Annotated in this window: 19 protein-coding genes and 2 riboswitches; of the genes, 13 read left to right on the top strand and 6 right to left on the bottom strand. The window is 49.9% G+C overall.

Annotated elements, in window-relative coordinates:
- Positions 1-6: 6 nt before the first annotated feature.
- From L0156_21480 to L0156_21460, 5 genes are read right to left on the bottom strand one after another with little or no spacing between them, the layout of a single operon-like run.
- Positions 7-789, bottom strand: a complete 783-nt coding sequence (locus L0156_21480) for an ABC transporter ATP-binding protein (protein ID MCI0605565.1) — start codon at positions 787-789, stop codon at positions 7-9.
- Positions 790-801: 12 nt separating this feature from the next.
- Positions 802-1,833 carry an iron ABC transporter permease gene (locus L0156_21475; protein MCI0605564.1) on the bottom strand — a complete coding sequence of 344 codons (1,032 nt, stop codon included), beginning with the start codon at positions 1,831-1,833 and terminating at the stop codon, positions 802-804.
- Positions 1,830-2,690 carry a cobalamin-binding protein gene (locus tag L0156_21470; GenBank protein ID MCI0605563.1) on the bottom strand — a complete coding sequence of 287 codons (861 nt, stop codon included), beginning with the start codon at positions 2,688-2,690 and terminating at the stop codon, positions 1,830-1,832. The genes L0156_21475 and L0156_21470 overlap by 4 nt, the downstream gene beginning before the upstream one ends.
- A gap of 3 nt (positions 2,691-2,693) precedes the next feature.
- Positions 2,694-3,263, bottom strand: a complete 570-nt coding sequence (locus L0156_21465) for a cob(I)yrinic acid a,c-diamide adenosyltransferase (protein MCI0605562.1) — start codon at positions 3,261-3,263, stop codon at positions 2,694-2,696.
- 12 nt (positions 3,264-3,275) lie between these two features.
- Positions 3,276-5,132 carry a TonB-dependent receptor gene (locus L0156_21460; GenBank protein ID MCI0605561.1) on the bottom strand — a complete coding sequence of 619 codons (1,857 nt, stop codon included), beginning with the start codon at positions 5,130-5,132 and terminating at the stop codon, positions 3,276-3,278.
- Positions 5,133-5,179: 47 nt separating this feature from the next.
- Positions 5,180-5,305: riboswitch (cobalamin riboswitch) on the bottom strand.
- Positions 5,306-5,378: 73 nt separating this feature from the next.
- Positions 5,379-5,515: riboswitch (cobalamin riboswitch) on the bottom strand.
- A gap of 709 nt (positions 5,516-6,224) precedes the next feature.
- Between L0156_21460 and L0156_21455 the strand changes: the two genes are divergently transcribed.
- The 13 genes from L0156_21455 (at position 6,225) to L0156_21395 (ending at position 22,467) form a co-directional block, all read left to right on the top strand.
- A complete protein-coding gene (locus tag L0156_21455; protein MCI0605560.1) occupies positions 6,225-6,902 on the top strand; it encodes a hypothetical protein in 678 nt (225 codons plus the stop codon).
- The gene (locus tag L0156_21450; protein MCI0605559.1) at positions 6,899-7,606 is read left to right on the top strand and encodes a hypothetical protein; all 708 of its coding nucleotides are present in this window, start codon (positions 6,899-6,901) and stop codon (positions 7,604-7,606) included. The genes L0156_21455 and L0156_21450 overlap by 4 nt, the downstream gene beginning before the upstream one ends.
- On the top strand, positions 7,603-8,742 hold the full coding sequence (locus L0156_21445; protein ID MCI0605558.1) for a hypothetical protein: 1,140 nt from the start codon (positions 7,603-7,605) through the stop codon (positions 8,740-8,742). Before L0156_21450 ends, L0156_21445 begins: the two co-directional genes overlap by 4 nt.
- Positions 8,739-9,827 carry a DUF1573 domain-containing protein gene (locus L0156_21440; GenBank protein ID MCI0605557.1) on the top strand — a complete coding sequence of 363 codons (1,089 nt, stop codon included), beginning with the start codon at positions 8,739-8,741 and terminating at the stop codon, positions 9,825-9,827. Before L0156_21445 ends, L0156_21440 begins: the two co-directional genes overlap by 4 nt.
- Positions 9,828-9,829: 2 nt before the next feature.
- Entirely contained in the window at positions 9,830-10,597 is a 768-nt protein-coding gene (locus L0156_21435; protein MCI0605556.1) for a M23 family metallopeptidase, read from the top strand.
- Positions 10,594-11,958, top strand: a complete 1,365-nt coding sequence (locus L0156_21430) for a ParB N-terminal domain-containing protein (protein ID MCI0605555.1) — start codon at positions 10,594-10,596, stop codon at positions 11,956-11,958. Before L0156_21435 ends, L0156_21430 begins: the two co-directional genes overlap by 4 nt.
- Before the next feature lie 4 nt (positions 11,959-11,962).
- Positions 11,963-13,879 carry a TraM recognition domain-containing protein gene (locus L0156_21425; GenBank protein MCI0605554.1) on the top strand — a complete coding sequence of 639 codons (1,917 nt, stop codon included), beginning with the start codon at positions 11,963-11,965 and terminating at the stop codon, positions 13,877-13,879.
- Positions 13,880-13,963: 84 nt separating this feature from the next.
- On the top strand, positions 13,964-14,167 hold the full coding sequence (locus L0156_21420) for a hypothetical protein (GenBank protein MCI0605553.1): 204 nt from the start codon (positions 13,964-13,966) through the stop codon (positions 14,165-14,167).
- Between the two features lie 112 nt (positions 14,168-14,279).
- A complete protein-coding gene (locus L0156_21415) occupies positions 14,280-15,686 on the top strand; it encodes a CHC2 zinc finger domain-containing protein (GenBank protein ID MCI0605552.1) in 1,407 nt (468 codons plus the stop codon).
- Positions 15,677-17,734 carry a DEAD/DEAH box helicase gene (locus L0156_21410; protein ID MCI0605551.1) on the top strand — a complete coding sequence of 686 codons (2,058 nt, stop codon included), beginning with the start codon at positions 15,677-15,679 and terminating at the stop codon, positions 17,732-17,734. The genes L0156_21415 and L0156_21410 overlap by 10 nt, the downstream gene beginning before the upstream one ends.
- Complete coding sequence (locus tag L0156_21405; protein ID MCI0605550.1) at positions 17,731-18,471, top strand: hypothetical protein; 741 nt, start codon at positions 17,731-17,733, stop codon at positions 18,469-18,471. The genes L0156_21410 and L0156_21405 overlap by 4 nt, the downstream gene beginning before the upstream one ends.
- Complete coding sequence (locus tag L0156_21400) at positions 18,464-19,489, top strand: replication-relaxation family protein (GenBank protein MCI0605549.1); 1,026 nt, start codon at positions 18,464-18,466, stop codon at positions 19,487-19,489. The genes L0156_21405 and L0156_21400 overlap by 8 nt, the downstream gene beginning before the upstream one ends.
- Before the next feature lie 80 nt (positions 19,490-19,569).
- Positions 19,570-22,467: a hypothetical protein gene (locus L0156_21395; protein MCI0605548.1), complete on the top strand. Its 2,898-nt coding sequence runs from the start codon at positions 19,570-19,572 to the stop codon at positions 22,465-22,467.
- A gap of 353 nt (positions 22,468-22,820) precedes the next feature.
- Here L0156_21395 and L0156_21390 read toward each other — a convergent pair whose 3' ends face one another.
- Complete coding sequence (locus tag L0156_21390) at positions 22,821-23,123, bottom strand: hypothetical protein (GenBank protein MCI0605547.1); 303 nt, start codon at positions 23,121-23,123, stop codon at positions 22,821-22,823.
- Positions 23,124-23,662: the final 539 nt, after the last annotated feature.

The following is a 23,662-nucleotide window of genomic DNA, read 5'->3' as shown; positions in this document are numbered from 1 at the left end:
CGTTGGTCACTCATTTTGTTCCTCCACAAGCGCAACCACGGGCGTTCCGTATAGTGGATGGGAACTGACGACCACCGAAACGTCGTAGGCGCGCTTGAGCCATTCGCGCGTCAGTACGCGCGCTGGCTCATCACAAATCAACAGCTCGCCCTGCCTCATCAGCGCGAGCCGGTCTGCGTACTGCGCGGCAAGATTCAAATCGTGCAGCGCAGCCAGCACGATCAACCCGGAGCGCGCCAGTTTTCGCACCAAGCTCCAGATCGCAGTTTGATGCTTGAGATCGAGATGCGCGCTCGCCTCATCCAGCAGCAGAATTTGCGGTTCTTGAGCGAGCGCTCGCGCGATCAGCACGCGCTGCTGTTCGCCGCCGGATAATTCGCCGATGCGACGTTCGGCATAACAAACCGCATCTATGCGCGCCATTGAATCCTGTGCAATCTGATAATCCCGCGGGCGCTCCGCCCCAAAGAGCGGCAAATGCGGCGTCCGCCCCGCCAACACAACTTCGCCAGCCGTAAAAGCTTCAGGCAACCGTGAACTTTGCGGCACGACCGCAATTTTTTTCGCGCGATCAACCGTGTTCAATGCAAGCAAATTCACGCCATCGAGCAAAACTTCTCCGCCCGTCGGCCTGAGCGTTCCGCTGATCACTCGCAAGAGCGATGATTTCCCCGCGCCATTTGGTCCGATGATCCCGACGATTTCACTTGCCTGCGCGCGCAAGCAAAAGCTATTCAGGACAACACGCCCATTGTAAGCAGCGGAAATATTTCGGATCGTGATTTCCATTTCTCTTCCGATCTAGAAAAACGCTGCATGTTTGGCGCGCCGCAGCATATACAAAAAGAACGGAGCTCCTACGAACGCGGTTACAATGCCCAGCGGCACTTCCTCCGGCGCATGAATCGTGCGTGCGATCAAATCAGCGAGCATCAAAAATCCGGCGCCGAAAAGCGACGCGAGCGGAAGCAGCCGGCGATGATCGGGACCGATCAAAAACCGCGCAGCATGCGGCACGATCAGTCCGACAAATCCTATCAGGCCGCTGAACGCAACCGCTGCCGCAGTTGTAAGCGTCGCGGCAACGATCACGATAACCTTCACCCGCTCAACGTGGATGCCAAGTTGTTGCGCCTGCTCTTCGTCGAAAAGCAAAATATTCAGCGGGCGCGCATGAATGTACATGATCACGAATCCAATCATCGCGAAAAATGCCACGGCAAACACGGCATTCCATCCGCTGCCGGCATAGCCCCCCAACAGAAACGCAAACAGGCGCGTCGTCCGCTCACCCATGCTAAGAAAAAGAAAAGTGTTCAGCGCCACCGCAAGCGACCCTATCGCAACTCCTGCCAGGATGAGTGTCGTTGTCGGAACACCGCGCCCGATGCGTCCAAGCTGATAAACCAAAGCCACTGTTGCCGTTGCGCCGATGAAGGCGCCCAACGGTACAGCAAACGCATTGATTACCGTGGGATGCGCGACTTGCATCGCGATGATTACCGTTGCGCCCAGACTCGCGCCCGCAGCAACGCCGATGAGATAGGGATCGGCGAGTGGATTCCGAAAGAGACTTTGATAAGCCGTGCCTGAAGTTGCCAGTGCTGCACCGGTCAATGCAATCAGCACGACGCGCGGCAGGCGAATGTCAAACAAGATTGCTTGGAAGGTATCGGACCAAACAGGGTTAATATTTAGCAAGGGCAGGTGCGATAGCAAGATTTTGATCGCCGTAAGCGGCGGGATAGAAACGCTGCCGATGCCGATACTCAAAATGGCTATAACGATGACGCCCAGCGCGGCAATCGCGGTGATGCTCCAGTGCGCGCTCACTGGAACACCTCCGGGTGAATCAACCTGGCGGCCGCTTCGAGTCCGTCCACGATGCGAGGACCTGGACGGCTGACCAGGCTATCATCGATCGGATAGACCTTTTCATTCTTCACGGCGTCCACCTTTTGCCATCCAGGTCTTTGCAAAACGGAAGTCACGGTAATCCCATATGCAGCATCAGAGAGGATAATCACTTCGGGATTTGCGGCCACGACCTGCTCGGCGCTGATTTGCGGATAGGCCTTGCTCGCCATGGCAAATACATTCACACCGCCGGCTAATGTGATCACATCATTCACAAAATTGCCCGGACCAACCGTAAAGGGTTTCGCCGAATCGGTCGCGTCGAGTTCCCAGTAAACACGCGGTTTTGTTTTCGCGGTCTTAACTTTTGCTTTGATCGAATCGAGTTTTTGCTTCATCGCATCGGTGATGCGCTTCGCCTCGCCGGTTTTTCCTGTGGCCTGACCCATGAGCCTGATGGCGGAGAAAATATTATCGAAGGTTGTCCTGGATTCGCTTGTCACGATTACAGCCAACTTCAAATCATTAAGTTTTTTGATGACGTCCGGCGGAGTGACTTCAGCGGCAAAGATTAGATCCGGCTTGAGCGCGATGATTTGCTCGAAATTGTACTTCCCATTGGAACCTCCTATCTTCGTAATGTCGCGTGCCCCGAGAGGGTAGTCGCTGAAATCGTCGACTCCCACTATATTAGATCCGGCATTGAGCGCGAACAGGATTTCGGTGTTGCTGGGAGCAAGCGAAATCAGGCGCTGCGTCGCCGTTTCGCTTTGAATTGCGATACAGAAAATCAGCAGAAATGACGCAACAAACAGCCGTCGGTGACGATTCATAACTCACCACGCACGCGACCATCGCTTGCCTGCGCCATCTTTCCCGCGCAGAGAAGCATTCACGCCCGATTTCAGTTCGATAGACCTGCCGATGATCCATAGTAAATCGGAAAGCCTGTTTAAATAGCTCAGAACCGTTGGCTGGATTTTCTCTCCCGCTTCGGTTAATCCCACCACGTTTCTTTCTGCGCGGCGGCAAACAGTTCTTGCAACATCGAACGCGGCAGAAGCGGGATCTTCACCTGGAATGGACCAATCCGAAAGTATTCCTTCTACTTTTTCAAAAGAATGAACATGATCTGTAAGGGCATCGACCATGCCGGCAGTTACCTCCGGAACCTCTTTGTCCGGAGAAGTAGCAATTGCCGAGCTGACGAGAAAGAGCTCGCGCTGTATGCCTTTTACCAGCTCACCGATCTCTGCATCCTTGCAAATAGAGCGAGCAAAGCCGATCGATGAGATAAGTTCATCGATCACTCCGTAGCCTTCCACTCTCAGGTTGCCCTTCGAAACTCTCCGTCCGCCGGCAAGACTCGTTTGACCGCTGTCGCCTCTTTTTGTGGATATGCTCATGATTCACCTCTGCTAAAAACCTAATTCCACGCCGCCATAGCCGGCGATCCCCGGCGCGGGAAATGTCAGCGCTTCGCTGTATGCATCATCCAAAAGATTCTCGATGCGACCGCGTAACTTCAACCAGGAATTCAAACGATAGAAGCCTGCCAGGTCAACTTTCACATAGCCCGGATTAAAAACGTTTTGACTCGGAAAAGTACTGAAGTCGGTTTCCAGTCTTTTTCCGACACCTAATATGCGCAAGCTTGTTCCCCATTGGGTGGTTTCATAAGCGATTCTCGCGCTTCCTGTATGACGCGGACGACGGAATAACTGATGTTTTTCTATTTCATCTTCCGTATCTAAGAACGTGTACGAGGCCACGAAATGCCAGTTGCCGTAATCGGCAGACTGTGACAGCTCCAGGCCCTGGCTTTTTGCTTTCGCTATATTTCCGGCAATAAATGTGTTGGGATCAAAACTGATCAAATCCTCATAGTCATTTCTGAAATAGGATGCAGAAAAGACGGCATGCTCAGTCCAATAGTGATCGATTCCGAATTCCCATGACTTGCTTTTTTCAGGATCCAGATCGGGATTGCCAAAAAATGGGAAAGCAAGATCGCCGGCCGTTGGAGCGCGAAAACCCGTACCGAAACCACCTCTGATCTTCCAATCCGGTCGTGGCCTGTACGCAACAGAGATTCTTGGATTAACGGTGCTACCGAAGGTGCTGTGATGATCAAATCTGAATCCTGTAGTGAAGATCCACTTTTCGCTTTCCCATTTGTTTTGGGCGTATATCGCATTTACTGTGGTATCAAAATCATCCAAATCGGGAATTGGTCCGGCTGCATCGCTGGCGTCGATTCCTTGTTGCTCAAACTCGTACCCGATTGTCAAAGTGTCCGTACCTGATAGCTGAAAATCATTTTGGAGTCCTGCCTGAAAAGTTCTTGAAGTGTGCTTCGACAATGTGGAAAAAGCATCTTCCGGATCTTCAAACAGAAAATCCAAATGCGTAAATGAGAAACGACCTTTCAGGTTCAGGTAATCTCCCGAGGAATGTTGCAGCGAAGTTCCAATTACGGTCATCTGCGTGTCCTGGTTCCGAAAGGGTGAGGGAGTATCGGCAAAACTGAAGGGAATTCCGATATGGGAATCGTGAACGCGGGCATTTACAGAAAGTTCAGTTGTGTTGCTGAAAGCATAGCCTCCAGTTGCCGAAACATTGTTCTGGCGAAATTCATCATTGTCGAATTGTCCCTTTGAGTCCTGGCGCGAATAAGTCAGCGCATAAGTCGCTTTTTCTTTTGATCCGGAGACTCCTGCCTTTTCACGAAACGTCTCAAATGTCCCGCCTTCAAAAGAAGCGTTCATCTGAGTTTCACGTGAACTCGTGCGCGTGATGATGTTGATTACCCCTGCAATGGCATCGCTACCGTAGAGCGGACTTTGCGGGCCTCTGACGATTTCAACCCGCTCTATGTTGTCTGTTGTAATGTCTTCGATATCGACTCCGCCAAAAAAGGGGTCATTGATCTGAACCCCATCAATCAGGACCAGTACCTGGTCCGAACTACCACCACGTAAGAATAGAGATGTTGTTTTCCCTGGCGAGCCGCTTTGAACGACAGCAAGACCGGGAACCTCCCGAAGCGCATCTGTTACGTAACGCCACTGTTGTCTCTCAATTTCATCCCGTGTAATGATTGTGATAGAGTCCGTTTTGTCTTTTAAAGATTCTTCGAGGCGGTCAGCAGTAACGCTGATGTCGTATTTGATTTCTTGATCGAGCTCTTGTGTCTCGTTTTCGTCTTGTGCCGATAAAACGGCCGCGAAATTGAGACAAAAGAAAAAGAGGGTAAAAGTGAAAAAACGCCGCATGATATTTCCTCCATTCCCCACGGAAGGGGGCGGCTAAGTCTTGCCCAAGGTTTCCTGACTTGCGACTATCTACTCTCTGCGCCTTCCCATTCGCCTGGGCGAACAGTGGCTACTCGCAGATTTCGCTTCGCTTACAGTAGCGGGGCTGCAACGGAATCGCACCGTTTTCCCTTGAAAGCAAAACCAAAATTGTTAAAGAATAAAAACTTCGAGGAAGGTCGCTTTGAGGTTCCTTCCCGCGAAGGCGACCCAAAATGGGCCCTTTCCTGGTTCCTGACTGATCCATCTCTATGAGATGAAAACACAGTAGCGGGGCTGCAACGGATTCACACCGTTTTCCCAAATGAACAAGCTCTTATACCAGAATTTCTTATTGTTTGTCAAACTTAAAATTTGTTTGGTAGTAGTAGTGTGCGTTGTGTAAATCTTGAAATCCGACCAAAAGCCGCATGAACAGCGGCTTCATCTGTGTTGAAATCTTTTGCGGCTTACGATGAAGGAGGACACTCATTTGGAAACGCATAGAGGCGAAAGCTTACATAAGCTCGAGCTACAAGCAACAACTGATAAACGGGATAACCCAACTTCATTCCTATTTGTCAGGATTGGAGGGTTACAAATACATTGATGAAGCTTACTACGTCGTTTTTCGATTGGGTGGTCCAAGACTTCTCCTTCAAAATTTCACCCAGCCGATTTACAATCTACCCCGTCTTGGTTGACATTGCTCTTCCGAAAGAATGTAGTAGAAAACAGAAAAAACCTATTCAGATCGCCGAAGCAGATCTTCTTGACAAGATCGAAACACATTAAGTCTCATATCTGAAATCAGCAGCCAAGTTGACCACTTCAGCTTCGTGCTCGATCAGATGTCGAGAACAATTTGAGCAGTACCTTACTCAGCTAGAGTCTCCCACCAAATACGTAAGAGGTAAGGGGTCGAAAGGTTTTTGAGTTACGTCGAAACCTTTTCGACTCCTGAGCTTAATCGAATCAGTCGATTCGCCATCACTCTGTCGAGTATTGACCGCAAAATGCACATCCAACATCCTGGCACACTTCTTGATCTAAGAAGAAGCAGGAGAAAACGCAATGGCATTTGGAGCAGCGAAGAGTTTTGGAGAATTGAACTCGAGTCTTGTGACCTGGAGGCTCATTGCTTTCCTTCTGGGCGTCACACAGCTACTCACCATACTCATGCTGTTGGGTGCGCGGAACAATGAGATTCCCGTGATGATCACGAAAGATGGAAAGGTCATCGAGATCAATGCATCGATGGATGAATGGAAAGATGAAGCCAGGATTCCAGTGGCAAAAGGATTTGGGCGGCAAATGTTCGGCCTCATCCTGAAACAGGACTACCGCTACTACGAAAACAACATCGCAATCGCGCAAGAGCAAATGACGCCTTCGCTAAGAACATCGATCCTCCGCTCCATTAAAGACAAGAACATATTCCGAGAGCTTCGGGCAAACAATAGCATCTGCAACGTAGAAATTCTCGAAGATTCAATGGAGGCATTCAAACAACGCGATGGCTTTGATGTAACGCTCGAAGCAATTGTTCAAACCTCCGGAAGCAAGGACATTCCTCGCCGCGAACGTTTGACGATTGCCGCTCATATGAAAAACACGCCTCGAAGCACTCTTCATCCAATCGGTTTGCTGCTGGATTCATTCACCGTCAAGCAGAGAGTTGCTGAGCCATATCCGGCCGCCAACAATGAACAAGAAACAAATAAACAGCAGGAGGTCCAGATTCTGCAATGAAAACAATGATGACATTCGCATTTCTTCTGTATGTTGCCGCTCTTGCGATTGCTGCTGACATTGAGACGGTCCCGATCCGCAGTCTGGATCGACCGTATGAAGTAACTCTGGCAGTCAATAAGGTCACGGCATTCGTGATGCCCGGCCCAATTGAGTCGACCCGCATTCCTCCCAGCGCAATCAAATATTTCGTTGTCGAAGCGGATCAGGGCAGCAACATTCTCTATATCTCACCCCGGAAAGAAATTTACGACGCATCCGGACAGAGCGTCCTGCTGATGCCGGTGACGCTGTTTGTCGTTACCGGCGGAATTCCTTTCGAATTCGCGATCACGGCGATCAACGGAGAGGATTATCGCCATCAAGTTCTTGTTGCGGAATCACCGCTGGAGGCGGCAAAGCGAAAGGAAGTGCAAGCATTACAGGCCCGGTTCGAAAAGGAAAGGGATTCCATGGTTGAAGGAATGCACTCCTTTCTATCAACGATCAGAAGGGAAAAGAAGCTGAAGATCAAAGAAAAAACTGTCTTCTCAAACGGGCCGCTGTACGTCCGCCTGCAGGCCCAAGTTGGATCGTATTACCTGCTGCATACAAACGTGCCACAGGCCGGATTCTCGATCGGTCAGAAGGCAATCTTTTGGGACACATATCTGCTCACGAACACGAAGAAATTCTCCGTGATGGGCAAAGAGGTGAAGCTATGAAGAATACGACGCGAAGAATTTTCTCAAAAGAAGTTGAAGATTATGTTCTCGCAAATCCCGACGCGCCACGCACAAAGAAGGCGCCTTCAACTGAACCAAGCTCCGCCGGCGGATCTTCACCAGCGGATGCTCCTTCTTCCAAGCAAACGGTGAAGTTTGAGAGCAAGCACAGTTTCTTTGGGCTGATCAACCATGTGAATCAGTTGGGCGATGCGCTGGGCCTGACGAATCCAAAGAAGCGAAAGAGATCTGTTGGAATCATTGTGTGCTTTCTGATTCTTATGGCGGCAGTCATCTCTGCAAAACCAAGCTCCAGTTCAGCACAGGAAGAAAGAACATCGGGAATCATTGGTGAAGAACGCGTTCCCGGTCAAAACGATGTTGAGCACTTCATAAATGACACTTCACAAAAAAACCAGTCTCTGCAGATCGGGAATGCTGCAGAGACTGGACCGCCCATTAACAACACCCGGGTAGAGACTCCGGCAGCACCGGAATCAGAAACGCCCGCACTGCGTGAAGTGGAGCAAGCTCCCGTAGCAGCTGAAGAGCCCGATCCTTCCAGCATGCTCGTCTACCTGCATAAGGTATCAGATCGCGGCAATCCCAACACAACATCCGCATCGCTTACTGGTCCGGGTTCGTACTCCGGAACCGAGACCTTCATTCATGGAAGGCTGATTTCGAAGCTCGAAGCTTCGGGCTACGGAGGATCTCTGGCAATTGGTCAGCTGGATGACGGAACCATCCTATACGGAAGCGCCCGCATTGCGCCTGACATCGATCGCGTCTACATCAATTTCACAGAAGAACAACAAACGGACGGCACACGCAAGAACGGACGGCAGTACGTGATCGTTGACAAACAGAAAACCCAAGGGCTGCCGGCAAGCTGCAAAGATCACGGTGGCTCCAACGTGATTTCTAAGGGATTGTCGATCGGATTCAACGCTCTGGCTGCCGTTGCCAGCGGACGATCAACCGGCGCGTATTCGGCTCAAGATGCCGCGCGCGACCGTTTGGCCGGACAAATCCAGCGCGAAGCAGACTACGCCGAGCAAACCGGAAGAGTCCGTTACTGCACGGCAGATGCGGGAAGCGAGTTTTACGTAGTGATAACAGGAGTATCGCGATGAGCAAAGAGAGATTGTTCATCCTTGGGCCTGTCTGCGCCGGAATCGGGATCTTTTCATTTGCCGGTTATCTGATTCAGGGACTCAGCGCTGGTGTGGACGCAGTAACGGTCCTTTGGCGGCTTCTTCTTCTGGGGGCTGCGATTGCAGCACTGGTGGGTCTTATTAAACGCAAGAACTGGGCAAGGCGTCTTCAGATAGGTTTCAGCACGATGATGGTCTTAAACTCGGCTCTTTACCTCGCAATAGTCAAAAGACTGGAGGCGACGCTGCAGGTTAACACTGCAATCCCTCTGATGATCATTGTCCTGAATGCAGGCTGCATAATCGCATTGATTCTTTGCAAGCGACAGTTTGTTTCTCTGAATATCGACAAGCTTCACGTAAAGGCGCGAAGGTACGCGGCACTGGTGATTCCCGCGATCCTTTGCTTTGCTACACAATTAGTTTTTGCCGGCCCGGCGCAGGTTCTGAATGTAGATCGCGCCACCTCGGATGAAGGAACAATCCTGCGCGGAACTGCTCTACAAAATAGTTTTTTGCTTACAAACAATTCCAACACGGCCATAAAAATCCAGGCCAAGGCCTCATGCGGATGCACAATCCTGAGAGCGCCAATGGAATTGCTTCCGCATGAATCATCACCACTCCGGTACTTCATACACACATTCAACGACAGACCAGGAAACATGGACAAGGCGATTGTTTTGGATTGGTCGCAAGGGGATCAGAAAGGAACGATACGGTTAATGATCACATATCAGATCAGCGACCCGTTTGTCATTTACGAAAACCAGCGCTACATCACACGCAAGCAAAATAGTGCAGTCCTCCTTTGGGGATGGAAAATAAAGGATCCACCTGAAATCACCGCTCTGGCGCCGAATGGGCTTTTCGACTTCAAGCTTGAAAAGCTGTCGAGCAACCTCGGACCATTGCTTCGATTAACTGCAAAACCATATAAGGGCCTTTCCGGTCTCGGGAGCACTGTCGAGTACGCACAGATGGTTGCCTCTGATGGGCGTTTAATCGAGATCCCTTTCTCTATTGCAAGTGAGTTTGGGAGTCCTTCTTCCAAGGGGAAATAAAAATGGATGAACGTCATAAGTGCATTCTCGTTCTTGTTGCCATCGCATTTATCGGCCACGCCCTTTACAGGGGAGAAGCGGAAAAAACGCCACAAAGCGGTCAACTGGAAGCGGCCGTTATAAGCGATGCGTATCAAAGGGAACAGCCTCCGTTAGCACAAACAGCCGCGCCAAAGTGTCCGAATCCTGCTACGAATGGACTCACACGTCTCGGGCTTGGGAATGATCCGTTCGGTCTGAAGGCAAAATACACAAAAAAGCCTGCACCGGATCAGACTGCTAAGCTTGAACAACTCCAGAAGCTTCTGGCGTCCTTGTCTGGGAAGGACCCTTTGCAATCGATGCTCCGCCCGATTGATGCGCCGCAGACTTCGGGCTATGGAATCCGCAAAGATCCAATTGAAATGAACGCGTTAAAAAGACATAACGGCACCGACTTTGCGGCGCCACAGGGGACACAAATCCCATGCCCTGTTGCAGGAAAAGTAGTCAAAGCAGGCAGTTTGCCAGGATACGGAATCAGCGTAGAAGTGCAACATTCACAAAGAGTCTCTTCATTCTACGCCCATCTTTCCAAAGCACTTGTAAACGAAGGCCAGGATGTTCAGGCCGGCGAGATCATCGGCTTGGTTGGATCAACAGGACGGGCAACCGGAGACAACCTTCATTATGAGCTCCGAGTGAACGGACGTCCGGTGAACCCTCAGGCACTTGTCATGATGCTCGCAATGTTATCAAACGAATCAATCAAGCCAGGAGGAAATCAATGAAAGCACGAACAGCGGCCGCTGCGGACTTGTATCAGAACGAAGAAAGACCGAGTCAGCTTATTGCGCTGAGCGCCATCATCGATAACGAGCCGCGCAAGTATTATCCGGATCAGGAATCATTCACAGAAAACATTGCTCAACTAGGCGTTTTGAATCCGATCCTGTTAACCCCCGTGGGAGAAAAATACAAAGTAATTGCCGGACGCAGGCGCTTAAAGGCCTGCAGGCAGCTTGCTGCTGAAGGAAGACTGATGTATGGCAAATCGATCCCGGCAATCATTTGCCCACCCAAAAACCTGGAAGCGATGGAGCTATCAGAGAATCTCCACCGTAACGATCTGGACGTATTTGAAGAAGCGGAGCTGCTGGAACATTTCAGAGAGGTGAGCGGTTTAAAATTCGCAACCGACGTTGCGAGAGCTCTGAATCTTCACGAACGAACCGTGCAGAGAACGCTTCTGGTAAATGACATCTCTCATGAAATCAAAGAAGATTACTTTGCCTTTACAAAAGAAACGCTGAACGAGCTGGGATACATCCCATTCAAAAAGACGCAGATTTTTGAGCTCGCCGCCAAACCAAAATCAAAGCAAGCCGAAGTTTGGGCGGCAATGAAGGCAAAGGCGCTGAAAGAGCGCGCCAACAGACAGCCAAAAGAGGACACGCACTATCCACATATGTCCGATCAGCCGGCGATCCCGTTCACAAACAAAAAAGAATTACCTCCGCTGGCAAACGAAAAGGTGTCGGCTTCCGTTGTTGAGGACAATGAGCCGAATCAGATATCAGAAGACGACAACTTCATTGAATCAGATTCTGCAAGCCAGGATGAGGAACGCATTGGATTCAAAAACGGAACAATTGATCTGGAGGCGCGTGTTGATGATTACCAGTACTGGCTTATGGCGGTTCGTGATGATTTGTGCAAGTTCAATCCTGCGGCCTATCAACCAGAAAATCCCGAACGATTTTTGGAAGACCTGGAAATATTCGAGTCGTCGCTTGTTGACACCGCAAACACTATGCGCGACATCCGGATGAAGATCCTTAGCGGCCCGGAGGCTGTCCAGGAACAACTCAGTAGTTTAGAAGCTGAGGTCGTAGACGATATACAGCCTTCGAGAAGAACAGAGAGCGCGCCTGATCTCTCCAAGAATTCCTTTGATGAACTGTACAGGCGAATGATTGCGCATATGCCCCAGGAGGAGATAACGGCCTACGAAGAAATGTTTTATGAGAAACGGTTACTGAATCCGTTGATCAAGAAGCGAAACCCTGATTTGCATCAGCAGTTGCTCACAAATCTGATCATCCAGGATCTGAACGAACAACGTTTCAAAGAAGCGCCATTAGAGAGGTAATGCTATGAAACGCATACTGATTATTTTTTTGTGGATCGCGGGAATGGCCATGATGGCGGACGCCTGGGGACAGTCAAATTCGCAGGGAACCATGAATCCGCTTCAAGGAAATCGCCAGTCGACAAAGGTCAGCCGGAAACAGACGAATCCGTTATACACGCCGCCCACAACTCGTCCAATGTCTCATCAGAGAATTCTATCCAAGCCCAAGACCCTACCACCTTCCGCCGGGGCCTCGAAAACCCGGAAATCAATCGAGCAGCTGCGTACCAACCTCAGAACGGTAACGGCGACACTCACGAAAGTCGTCTCGGCCATTGCAGTAGGATTCCTGGTCTTTGCATTCTTCATTTTCAAAGTCAAACAATCAAACAAGAAGCGCTTCCCGCATTCGCCTGACTACATCATCAAAGAGCCAGAGGAAATGGATACTTACCGGGACGTTTACTCGCTCGAAGAATACAGCGACTCAGATGATGTCGTCCTGGGCTACAGAGAAAGAAAATCATTACCCACCAGAGCACTCCGAACGGTTCTGCCCTTTGTAGACCGGCGTGGAGATTTCTGGATGACAACGATGCAAAGGATGCGAAAGAACATGATCATATTCGGCTCACCCGGCTGGGGAAAGTCCAATCTCATGGAGAACCTGGCATTCAGCTACATGCTTAAGAGAAAGAGCGTCGTCATCATTGAACCATCGGGCGATCTGGCATTTTGGAGCAATATGTTACATTCCGCTCACGTTTGTGGAAGGGATGCAGATATTTTTGAAATCAACCTGTTGGGAGAAGATTGTCCCACCTTCGGGTTGTTCTCGAAGTACCCGACAGATAATCCACTGGTTGTCGCCAATCGCATCTGCAGTGGGGTTGGATTGGAAGCTAATGGAAGGGGCGACAGGGACTATTACCAGCATCAGGAAGCGCGTTTCGTGCTTGCGATGATTCCCTTTCTCTACAACTACTATCCTGACGCCGACTTTGTTCCGGAAGATCTGATGCGCTTCATCCACAATGAAAGCTTCCGGAAGGAAACCATCGCTGCGTACAGGGGAACTCCCATTGAACTGCAAAACTGGAAAGACACCTACGCGCGGATGAGTCAGGCAGATATATCCAAGTTGACTTCCAACATTTGCGCGGGTCTTGAACCGTTTATGCATGAGCCGCTTTACAGGATTTTCAACAATAGAAAACCCGACCTGAATTTCCAGAAAATCTCCAAAGAAAAGTTATGTGTCGTGTTCAGGCTTCCGGCGCATTCCCTGCTATTCAACAAAACGCACGTGGGCAGAATGATTGTGGCAAATCTTCAGGGGATCATCTCCTACAGGAACCAGGTCGACAGCTCAGAGTGGGATGACATGATTTGCCTCATTGACGAATTTGCAGCCTTCGCCCCAGGAGCTTTTATGGAACTTTTCAACCAGAATCGAAAAGCCGGTATATCGTTCGTGCTGGCGATGCAAAATTTGGCTCAGCTTGAGGATCTGCAGCGGCACAACACCAGGAATGTGCAACTCAACCTTTTGCAGGCTTGCAGGCATCACCTGGTCGGGCAGCAAAGAGACGGCGACGAAGCCAGGATGTGGTCGAATCGAACCAAACTGATTCGTGTCATACAGGAGACCGGCCGCTACGGGAACGGAATTGTGAAAAGAAAAGAGGGAACATTACAAAGAGAAGTTGAAGTTCGTGAGTACCACCCAAACTGCTTCATGAACTTGCAGGAGTGGCAGTTCTGGGTTGATCTGCTTGAGGATGACCTGGATGGAGATGTCCGCGGATCGTACGGACAGGGATTCTGCTTCATACCAAGGTTGCTGTGGGCAAAGGCTCCAATTCCCCGCGAGGTTAAGAGGAAAGACGATCAAATCTTCCGAAAACGCATCCGGAAAATACTTCCCAACGAGAGCTGAAAATGGAATCATACGGCTTCATAATCGCCCTCTCCTCTTCATCTTTAATTCTTCATCTGCAGTTTTTGAAGATGGAGAGGGCATATGAGCATCATCACACATGTGATCTGCAGAGACTGCCGCAAACTGTCACCGGTAAGACGAAATTCGCTGCAGCAACACTGGAGGATTTGCGATCCCTGCTTCCGAAAATTGCAGGTTGGCCAGGAAGCACCCAAAAAACCCGAGACTTCAGCAATTCCGTCCGGGTTCCTGACACCACCTCCTCCACCGAAAAAAGCAGCATAGTCCAACCTTCAAGACAGTGCGGAGACTGCATCCAAAGGGATCCGCGCCAGGCAGAAGCATTGGCAGGACCCTTGGGAACTAATTTCCTTCCTCTATATATAGGAGCATCCGCATGAGCGTCTCAAATGAGATCGATGTTGCAAAACGGATTGAGATTATCGTTGCGGAAGGACAATTGCGTCCGAGAAACGCCGGCCCTGGAAAACTGAAAGCCATCTGTTCGTTTCACAGCGAGAAGGAGCCTTCCCTTTACATCACCCGGCGGAACGCTCTCTGGTACTGCTTCGGTTGCAACGCAGGAGGCGACGTCATCCGGTTCGTGCAAATGAAAACCGGAATCAGCGATTTTCAGGAAGTCTTGACGTACATTGACGATAAATATGGAACTCATTTGTTTGAGGTACCGGAAGGCACCCCATGTGAGGAGCTGGAAGGCCTCTACAAAATCAATGAATACGCCGCCAATTACTACCACAACTCATTACAACACGCGCTGAACCCAGAACAGAATCATCCGGTTAAGAATTACATCACGAAGCGTGGCATTGGATCAGAGGTAATCAATCGTTATCGCATAGGATACGGCGGCGATACCGGTACACATCTGCTTTCGCACCTCAAGAACTCTTCAGAGATTACGGCGGATCTAATTACAAAAAGCCAGCTTTTTTACAGCGTCCCCGATTCAAGGGAGATCGGAGACCGCTTCTCCAAACGTCTCATTTTTCCTATCAGTAAGGACGGCCGAATTGTCGGATTCTCCGGGAGAAGGATCGATGACAAAGAAGAGAATTACAAGTACACCAACAGTCCCACAACGCCGCTTTTTCAGAAGAGTCACTGTCTGTACGGATGGGATGAAGCCAAAGGCGCAGTGCAAGAAAAGAAGACTGTCATTTTGGTTGAAGGATTCATGGATGCGCTATCAATGGCGCAGGCAGGTTTTCCAAACACTGCCGCATTGATGGGAACAAGCCTCAGCGAATTTCATGTCAAGAGCATCAGAAGTGTAACGAAGCGCGTTGTTTTCTTTCTGGACAGCGATGCGCCCGGCCTAAGAGCTCTTGCCGAATGGGTCCTTCCTGTTGCGATCGCAGGGCATTTAGATTGCCGCATCCTCTACGCCGGCGAAGAACTGTACTCCCGGCTCGGCCGGACAAGCGTCGATCCTGATGCGCTTTGCCGAACCTTTGGGCCGGAAAAGATTCAAGAATTTGTGCGGGGCAACCTGTACCGGGTCGAGGATTTTCTCTACAACTACCTTATCAAATACGGTCCTCCCGAAATGGAAAGGTTTCAAAACGCTGCGATCGCTTTGTTCGCAAGAGTCTTTAAAGATGCGGCAAATCCGGCAAAGGAGTGGCAAGTTGCGGAGTTCCTTTCATCGAAGATTCATATCGATGCACAGTTGATTGTGAAGTTCTTCTGCGATGAGTCGAAGCTGGCCACCCTGTCTTCAACCGTTGCCACTTACGAAAGGGACCGCAAGAAAACCTTGCCGGAGGCCGTATGCAGTTAGAGCCGCTCCAGCTCAGGCCTTATCAACACGAAGGAAATGCAGCATTGAGTGCGGCACTCCGGCGCGGATGCAGGTACGCGTTGATCAGTATTCCGACCGGCGGTGGAAAAACGCCGATGCAGGCTGAACTGCTGAGCAGGCTCTTCACAAGTGAGCAATCGTTGCGGCAAAACGTTCAAGGGTTAGTGGTCGTTTATTCAAAACTCCTTGTTGAGCAAACCGCCGCTGCACTCCAAAGATTCTACGGTATTGAAGCCTCAATCGAGCAGGCGTCTAAGCGCGCAGATCCGAATGCAAAGATCATCGTTGCGTCAGCAATGAGTCTTGTGGACCGGCTTGACAAGTACGAGCCCGGCCGGCCAAGACTGATCATTCTCGATGAGTGCCATCACGCCGTAGCTGTTACTACTCAGAAAATCCTTGCAGGCTTAAACGCGCTGAAGGGAACACCAACATCAGCAAACTTCAAAGGATTTCTCACAGGCTGGACGGCCACTGCGTGTCGTGCAGACGGAAAGGGGCTTGACGCGATATTTGACGAAATCGTCTATCACGTGAAGATTGAAGATCTCATCAATCAGGGATATCTCGCACGCCCGCTTGGCTACCGGATTCACAGCGACATCAATCTTGAAAGCATCGATCTGATCGAAAGTGAATATGGCGCCGATTTCGATCCTGAACAGCTGGCGGAGGCGATCGACACTCACGCAGCCAATCAATTAATCGTTGATTCTTATCTGCGGTTGTGCAAAGGAGTGCCCACAATGGTGTTCTGTGTCAACAGGACCCATGCCCGCCATGTTGCAGAGTGCTTCCGCAGACAGGGAGTAAAAGCTGTAGCCCTGGATCACCGGAGTGGTAAACGGAAACGCGAAGCAGCTTTGAGCGCCCTCAGGAATCGAGAGTTAGAGGTCATCGTACAGGTCAACCTGTTCAGCGAAGGCTACGATAACCCGACACTAACAGCAGCAATTCTTGCGCGCCCCACAAGCAGTGAACCGCTATACAGGCAGATGATTGGGAGAGTGATGCGCCCTTGCCCGGAGATAGAAAAGACGCATTGCATCATTGTTGATATAGTCCACAACTCATCCAAGCTAGAATTGTCGGGACTCCCCTCTCTGTTTGGCATACCGCCGCAGTTTTTTGACGGAACTCAGGGAGGACTTGACATTGTGAACGCCGCTGAAGAAGTTGAGTCGGCAAGGGAGAAACATCCGCAGATCGACGTAAACAAGATCAAGAACATTGAGCAACTGCGGATGTTTTCACATATTGAAGAAATACACCTTCTGCGTCCGGAGCCGGCAACCGAACTGATTGAACTTTCCAGCATGCCCTGGCTGCGTAGCGCTCCGCTCACCTTTACACTTCCGATTTCGCCGACTGAGTACATCGTTCTGGAAAAGAATATCCTCTCGCAGTTCAAAGTATCCTTCCACAAACTTGGCTCCCCCAGACAGAGCCTTGCTGACGGATTAAGTAAAGAAGACGCCTTGAGAATTTCGGAGGATTTCGTGAAAACGAATTTTGCGGATCAGTCCCGGATTCTTTCCACGAATGCAGAGTGGTGCACCAAAGAGGTATCGCAAAGACAAATGAATTACATCCTGAAGCACAAATTGGAATTCAACCCCGAAAAGGAAAAACGTGGCGAAGCAAAGATGTTGATCGCCGCAAATATTCTGGTGGAACAACGGAAATTGCTGCTTGATGCGGAAGCTTTGCTCCAGGAAGCAGAGAGTTTTGGAGAAGCGTTTCTCAGTCCGGAGGTCCAGCAACTCATTCGTGAGCTGAAAGGACAACATGAATCAGGCGATATAAGAAAAGTCCTCTACTATCGGTTAAGACGCATCGTGAATGCGATCCGCGCAGAACAACTGATACTTCCTATCAGAGAAGAAAAGTTCACACCTTTTCTGCGAGGCATCAGGCAGTCCATCGAGAAGATAAAAGGGTCAGGAGGCCGAAATGGATGGATCGGTGAAAAGGCAATCAACGTGCTCCGCGAAATTGCGGACAAGAACAAAGCTGGTGCGGCATGAGTTACAAAACGCAGTCTGGAAACACAAAGTTCTACTGGGCGGCAATTGCCGTGATCTGCGGCTACACGATTGGCGCCTACGACAAGAGCCATTCTTTTCTTGTGCTTCAAAAGTTAGGTGCTTCAGTGACAGCCATCCATCTTTTGGTTTCAGGGATTGTCCTGTTTTACACGGTGACGGCCTTGAAGCTGATCAGGGAGCGGGCACATCTTTCACTAACCAGGTTTGGAGAAGCCCTCCAGGATGTCTCTGACCAGGTATCTTCTGATATTGTTGAGGCCATTACCGGGCTGCAAGAAGTCGCCGGGCAGATTAAGACCGAAGTAGAAAGCCTGAACATAAGAGATGTTCACGATAAGCTCGGAAGGATTGCACAATCGATTCAGATTGCCGCTGCCAAGCCACAACCCGGACAACCCAACAACGATAAACAAAAGAACTCAACGAATCAGAAGAGCCAGCAGCCGGCAAAGCAGTCGCAAAACCAAGAGCCTCAAAAGTCAGTTGAGTCAAAGGCGCAAGCGAGGCCTTCTTTGCCCGAGCAGAAGGCTCACGCAAAAATAAGCAAGCAGGAGATCACCGTTCAGCAGACTGTGCGCCACGAGACCAATAGCGCCATAATCTCTCAGCCTTCGGAAAAAACAAATGTTCCTGCTCCTGCGACTTCCAAATCGTTCCGGCCTGAGCCACAACCGGCTGTAAAACCGGGAGTCAATGAGGAGTCATTCCTTGAATAAATCTAAAAGGCTTCTCTATACGGACGCAATAGAAAGCTTTCCAGGACCTCCCGGATATTCATGGGCGACACCGCGGGATCAGGCTATTGTCCGTCACACACAGCGGCTTGGCATCGTAACACGGGAGCAAATAGAGCGTCTGTGGTTTCCTTGTGTGCATCCCGGACACCGGTACTACTGCCCTCAGCGCCGCAACATAAAAGGAAGCAGAAAACCGGCAAGAAGAAGGCTGGACATTCTTTGCAAGCGCATGGGAATAATCAATGCATATTTGACTCATCGACCGAAGAAAATCAATCAGGGAATGGCTTACATCATCAATTCGGAGTACGAACTCAATTATCAAATCGCGAAGCTGGAAGCCGATGGCATATTCCTCTCAGACCAGGAAATCAAAAACATGAAAAAACTGATCGATGAAGAGATCACTGAACGGGAAAATCACGCTACCAGCAAAGCGCGAAATACCTTACCTCATACTGTTTTCTTAAACGATGTGTATACATGGTTCCGGCTCGGACTGAAATATCTGGACAGCGATCTTGAATTGCAGTTAGAACAGGATCTGGTTCACCGGGAAGTGAGAACACTAAGGAATGAGCGGCCAATCCCGGATGCGATTTTCAAATTTAACCTGGGCGGAGTGAAATGGACTTTTTATGTCGAAGCAGACCGGGGAACAGAAAGCCTGTCGGAGCTTCGAGCAAAGTTCTTTGACTATAAAAAGATTCTGCATGGATCACCCAATGAGGCAGTGTTGTTTGTAGGCAGTACCGAAGACGATTTCAGGCGGGTAAGACGGCTCGCTGAGATTGAAGGCATTGCTGACTGGGTATTTTTCTCCGTGTACGATCTGAACCAGGATTGGTCAGCGCAAACGAATGCGCTTACCGATGATGTCTGGATCACGTACGGTGCGGAAGCACCAGGAACAAGCAGTAGGCCTTTCAGCCTCATGTGGAAAATGGAAACGGGGATTCTGCCGGGAAACGTGTGGGCTGAGGAACGTACAAGTTGAAAGTTGTTGTTTATCCTCCTTGGGTTCAACCCAGTGCTTCCTTTCGGGAGCCTGGGGTGAACCTTAAGGAGGTTTAGACAATGACAAGTATACTTGTTCGAATTTACCCAGTCCAGTCACGATTCGAGGCTGCGTTGTTTCGCCCGAGTCAGAGTGCACCCTACTACTTTTCTGCTGGAATTACCCGGCAGGATGCGTTGGAAAAGGCGCTCGAATACGGAGCCGCCTATGGGCTCTCTGACGAAGTGGAGGTCATGACGGATCAAGCAGTGCGGATCAATCCGGAAATCTGCCGGCTCTTCTACGGTATCCGGCTCAGAGTAGCGGATATCGATGGAATTGCCGCCTATTGCAGGCAACAGTCTTTTCGCTCTCACGAGCGGCTGATGCAGCATGAGGAATTGCGCCGGCTATATGGAACGACAACAAAGCGGGTCTTTCACAAGGTCTATACAGACACGGAGGAAGGCCACCGCGAAGGTGTTGTTTCGCGCCAGCCGATGGCAAGAATTCAGGATTACCGCAATGCGCCGCTGGAAGCGCAGAAAGGAGAAATCCTTTCAAAGCTTCCGCAACCCGAACGGGACTTCGTGCAGTCCTGGGACAGCAAGCCTGTTAACGATGGCTGGATCTGCCGGCATGTTGATCTGGGAAATCCGATCGGTAGCTCAAGAAGAAGCAGCACCGCAGGTGTGACGAAGTATGCCGATTTGAACAGCACACTATCGGAGCTTGAAGCAGCAGATGAGATGAGGATTTCAATGATCACTGCAAAGAAGTGTTCTGAAAACGGCAGAGAGGCTCCGAAGTTCTTGATGGCCGATCTCAATCAATCGGAACTATGGAAGACAAGCGGCGCTAACGTGGATACGATGCTGCAACAGATTAAGGAGGAGTTCGAAAAGCTCCAACCTACTCAGGAACCGGAGATCTTCAAACAGATTTTGGATCCTGAATTCCGGAAGCAGTTTGTCGAAGCTCATCCGAACCTTCAGGATGCTGTGCGTCACTTCAAGAAAGCCGCGAAGAAGACGAGGCGCCTGAAGCTGAAAAAGAACCGGCAGCGGAGCCGGTTTCACTTCATTCCGGATAGCCATGACGGTATCTGCGTTTCTTGCGAAGTAAGTCTTCAGGAAGTTCCAGGAGAGGAGGGATTGTGCCTTCAATGCGGAGCTGATCTTGATCCAACCTTCCACTTTTCCCACTGGCTTGAGGAACTGGCAACGCTACGAATGCTGAAGAAACTAAAAGAAGCGCTCACCAAGAGCCGCTTCGGAAGCTTCGAAGCATGGATGCGGTGTGCACGCGAACTTGCTGTGAAAAAGCTCGAAAGCCTCGGTGCTACTGACAACCAGAAGGCAGCGGAGGCCAAGAAGCTGATTCACAAAACTCTTGCCCGGCTGGCAAAACTGGAGAGAGTCTACACTGAAAACGCTGAAAAACTGAATGAACCGCTGATAGATCCGGCTCAGAAGAAGCTGAAGACAATGCGCATGGTGCAAATGCTTGCCGCACGTGTACGCAACACACCATACCGCAGCTTCTACAACTGGCTCAATAACATGAGAGAGTTGATCAATGAGATGGATCCTGGCGGCGAAAATCAGGCGTGGCAGAAGACGATCAAACGTTTGGCCAGACTGGAGCAAGCTTTCAACGAAACCTTTGACAAAAGCAAAGGTCCGTTGGATGCAAGAATTACATTCTGGTTCAATGTGTCGCGACAGTTTAGGAGATATGTTCCGGAGATTCAAAGGGAACAGGAACTGTCAAAGAATACATTGAACCTTGCTCGCTTTGCTGATGGTACCGATGAAGGCCGCAAAAAGATTCTTGATGCGGCCAAAGATGGGAAGCCAGCTTTGATCGGTTATCTTCTTGATCTCGATGCCATCCAGTCTGTAAAACAGTGGGCGTCTTTCAACCGTTTCGCGTTCAACAATGATCGGCTCCATGATCTTGCAAAGAAATTTACAAGAACCAAGCCGGTTATTCCGAACGATCCAAATGGACAGGAGCTCATGGACCAATGCCTGCGAACCGTGCTGAAACCTCTTGACGCTTGTGACATCAACTCAAGAAAGGAGCATCACGGTAAGCTGCATCAAATGGTCCATCTTCTGACGAATCCGCTGACTCCCGTACTGCAGCATTCTGTTGTGGATGAACGTGAGTTTCTGACGAAGACAACTCAGAGGATCTCCGTACTCAGGAAACAACTTGCAGAAGTGGAATCAAAATGCAAACACACGTTACCTGAGATGGAATCCCGTGTTTCGCGGATGCTGCCTATCGATGCATGGATTTCGCAGAGAAGCCCGAGGTCAAAAAAGCGTGCTTTGCGCTTTGCCAAAATTCGACAGAGCGTTGACGCGCTTTTTGAGGCTCACAAGAAAATCAAAAGCATTGCCGCACAGCTGCAGTTCTGGGTTAATGCGGAACGCCTCTTTCTGGCTGACTTGGAGGAAGAGCGTAAAGCTGCAAACTGCACTGTCAGATCCAACAACGAAACGCCCTCTCCGGAGCAAATCCAGAAAGTAGGATCAAGCATCAAGCAGCGGCTCACTGAAGTTACTGCTGCCCAGATTGCCACCTACGATCGGATTGCGCACTGGATCGCGCGGCACCGGCCAAGCTTCATGGTGAGGACAACTGCAGCGAAGTATCTTTCGCGGTTTCACGAGAAGTACCACAAGCTGCGGCTCGCCGTTCATCAAGAGATTGGAACCACTTTCAAGTGTGCCGATGCACCTTGGAAAGCGGTCACTGCTCTGAATGCATGGAGCAAAGGCAAGCCACTGAGCCTTCCGCCCGTATGCCGCTGGAAAACAAAGGATGGAGAAAAGCAAGGGTCAACAAAAGAGCTCTTCCAGAAACTCCTCGGAAACCAGTTGGAGTATTACGAAAGGAAGGTGAACGCAATCCGTGCCAACAATCTCTGGCCTGCTCTATCTACTTTCTGTCGAAAGAAGAAGTAGGCCGAATGGAAGGAAGCGCCTCCGCGCGCTTCCTTCTACCCTTTTAATATTCCGATCTCCTCTGAGAGCCGAAGCGTCTCATGTTCGGGTCTCTTGAAGCGGGCTCTCAGGAATCAATACACAAGTTCTTGCTGATCTGTTTCAATTTCTCCAAAATGTCTTCATAGTCATACGCTCCGTAATAGATCTCGTGTCGCAAAGACGTATTCCCTGACGGCACCTTCATGAGAAAGAGCAACGTTTTTCGCAAGAAGTACACTGATCAAGTCCAACAGAATTTCAACTTGAATGATGCGATCCATTTGTAATTCATTCTTAAAGGCAAGGAGGATTTTTGCTCCTGGACTGTAGGGTCAAGAAAGTTTTCTACCTTTCTGTACTTTTGGTGACCAACTAACCTGATGGCCTTCCCGAGCGAATAATCCGAGCAATATCGATGCGACCTTCCCCTTCTGCAAATTCCAAAGCGTCTTTCCATCACTGTTCCGGACGTTCAAATCCGCGCCCAATTCAACCACAGTCGCGGCTGTTTCTTCGTTTTTGAACAGGGCGGTATACATCAATGCAGTCCAGTCCGCCTTGTTTCGCGTATTGATATTTGCTCCCGATGAGATCAGCTGCCTCACTCCATTCGCATTTCCAATCCCGACATCCACATCAACGCAGTTTTTCCCGACTGGTTCCTTGGTCTACATGTGCGCCAGCCTCAAGCAACTTCCCAACTGCCTCCGTAGACCGTTTGCAGCGGCCATTGGGGAATACCTTTAGTGAAGAACGATTGCCAGGATATAAAACATTGAAGCGTCGACTTTCTGTTTGTCTTGTCTGGAGATCGATCGGAAGAATGCGGAACGGAAACGCGACAATCCATTTCAGTACTCATAAAGAAAGTGACACAGGACTTCTACGATCCAGACGAAATTCTCGGCGGAGCAAATGTCGCATAAACTCTGTGACGAAGTTTTCTATATGAACCAAAGAAGCACCAAACAATCAGCCAGAAAAAGTAAGGTCGTAATTGTGCAACCCTTTGAATAAAGCCGATTGTAGGCTTCCGGATCTAATGTTTTCACAAGTGCGCTCAGATGGTCGGATGGGTCACGTCCCAGATTTCCTGTAAAAAGAAAGACGGTGTATTGTTCCTCTGATCAACAATAAACAAACTCTGTGCCCTGGACCGGGTGCAGAGAGGAGG

The sequence above is a fragment of the bacterium genome (assembly GCA_022616075.1).
Classification (GTDB): domain Bacteria; phylum Acidobacteriota; class HRBIN11; order JAKEFK01; family JAKEFK01; genus JAKEFK01.
Note: the sequence above shows the minus strand (reverse complement) of the source record. Positions and strands in the feature narration are given on the sequence as shown.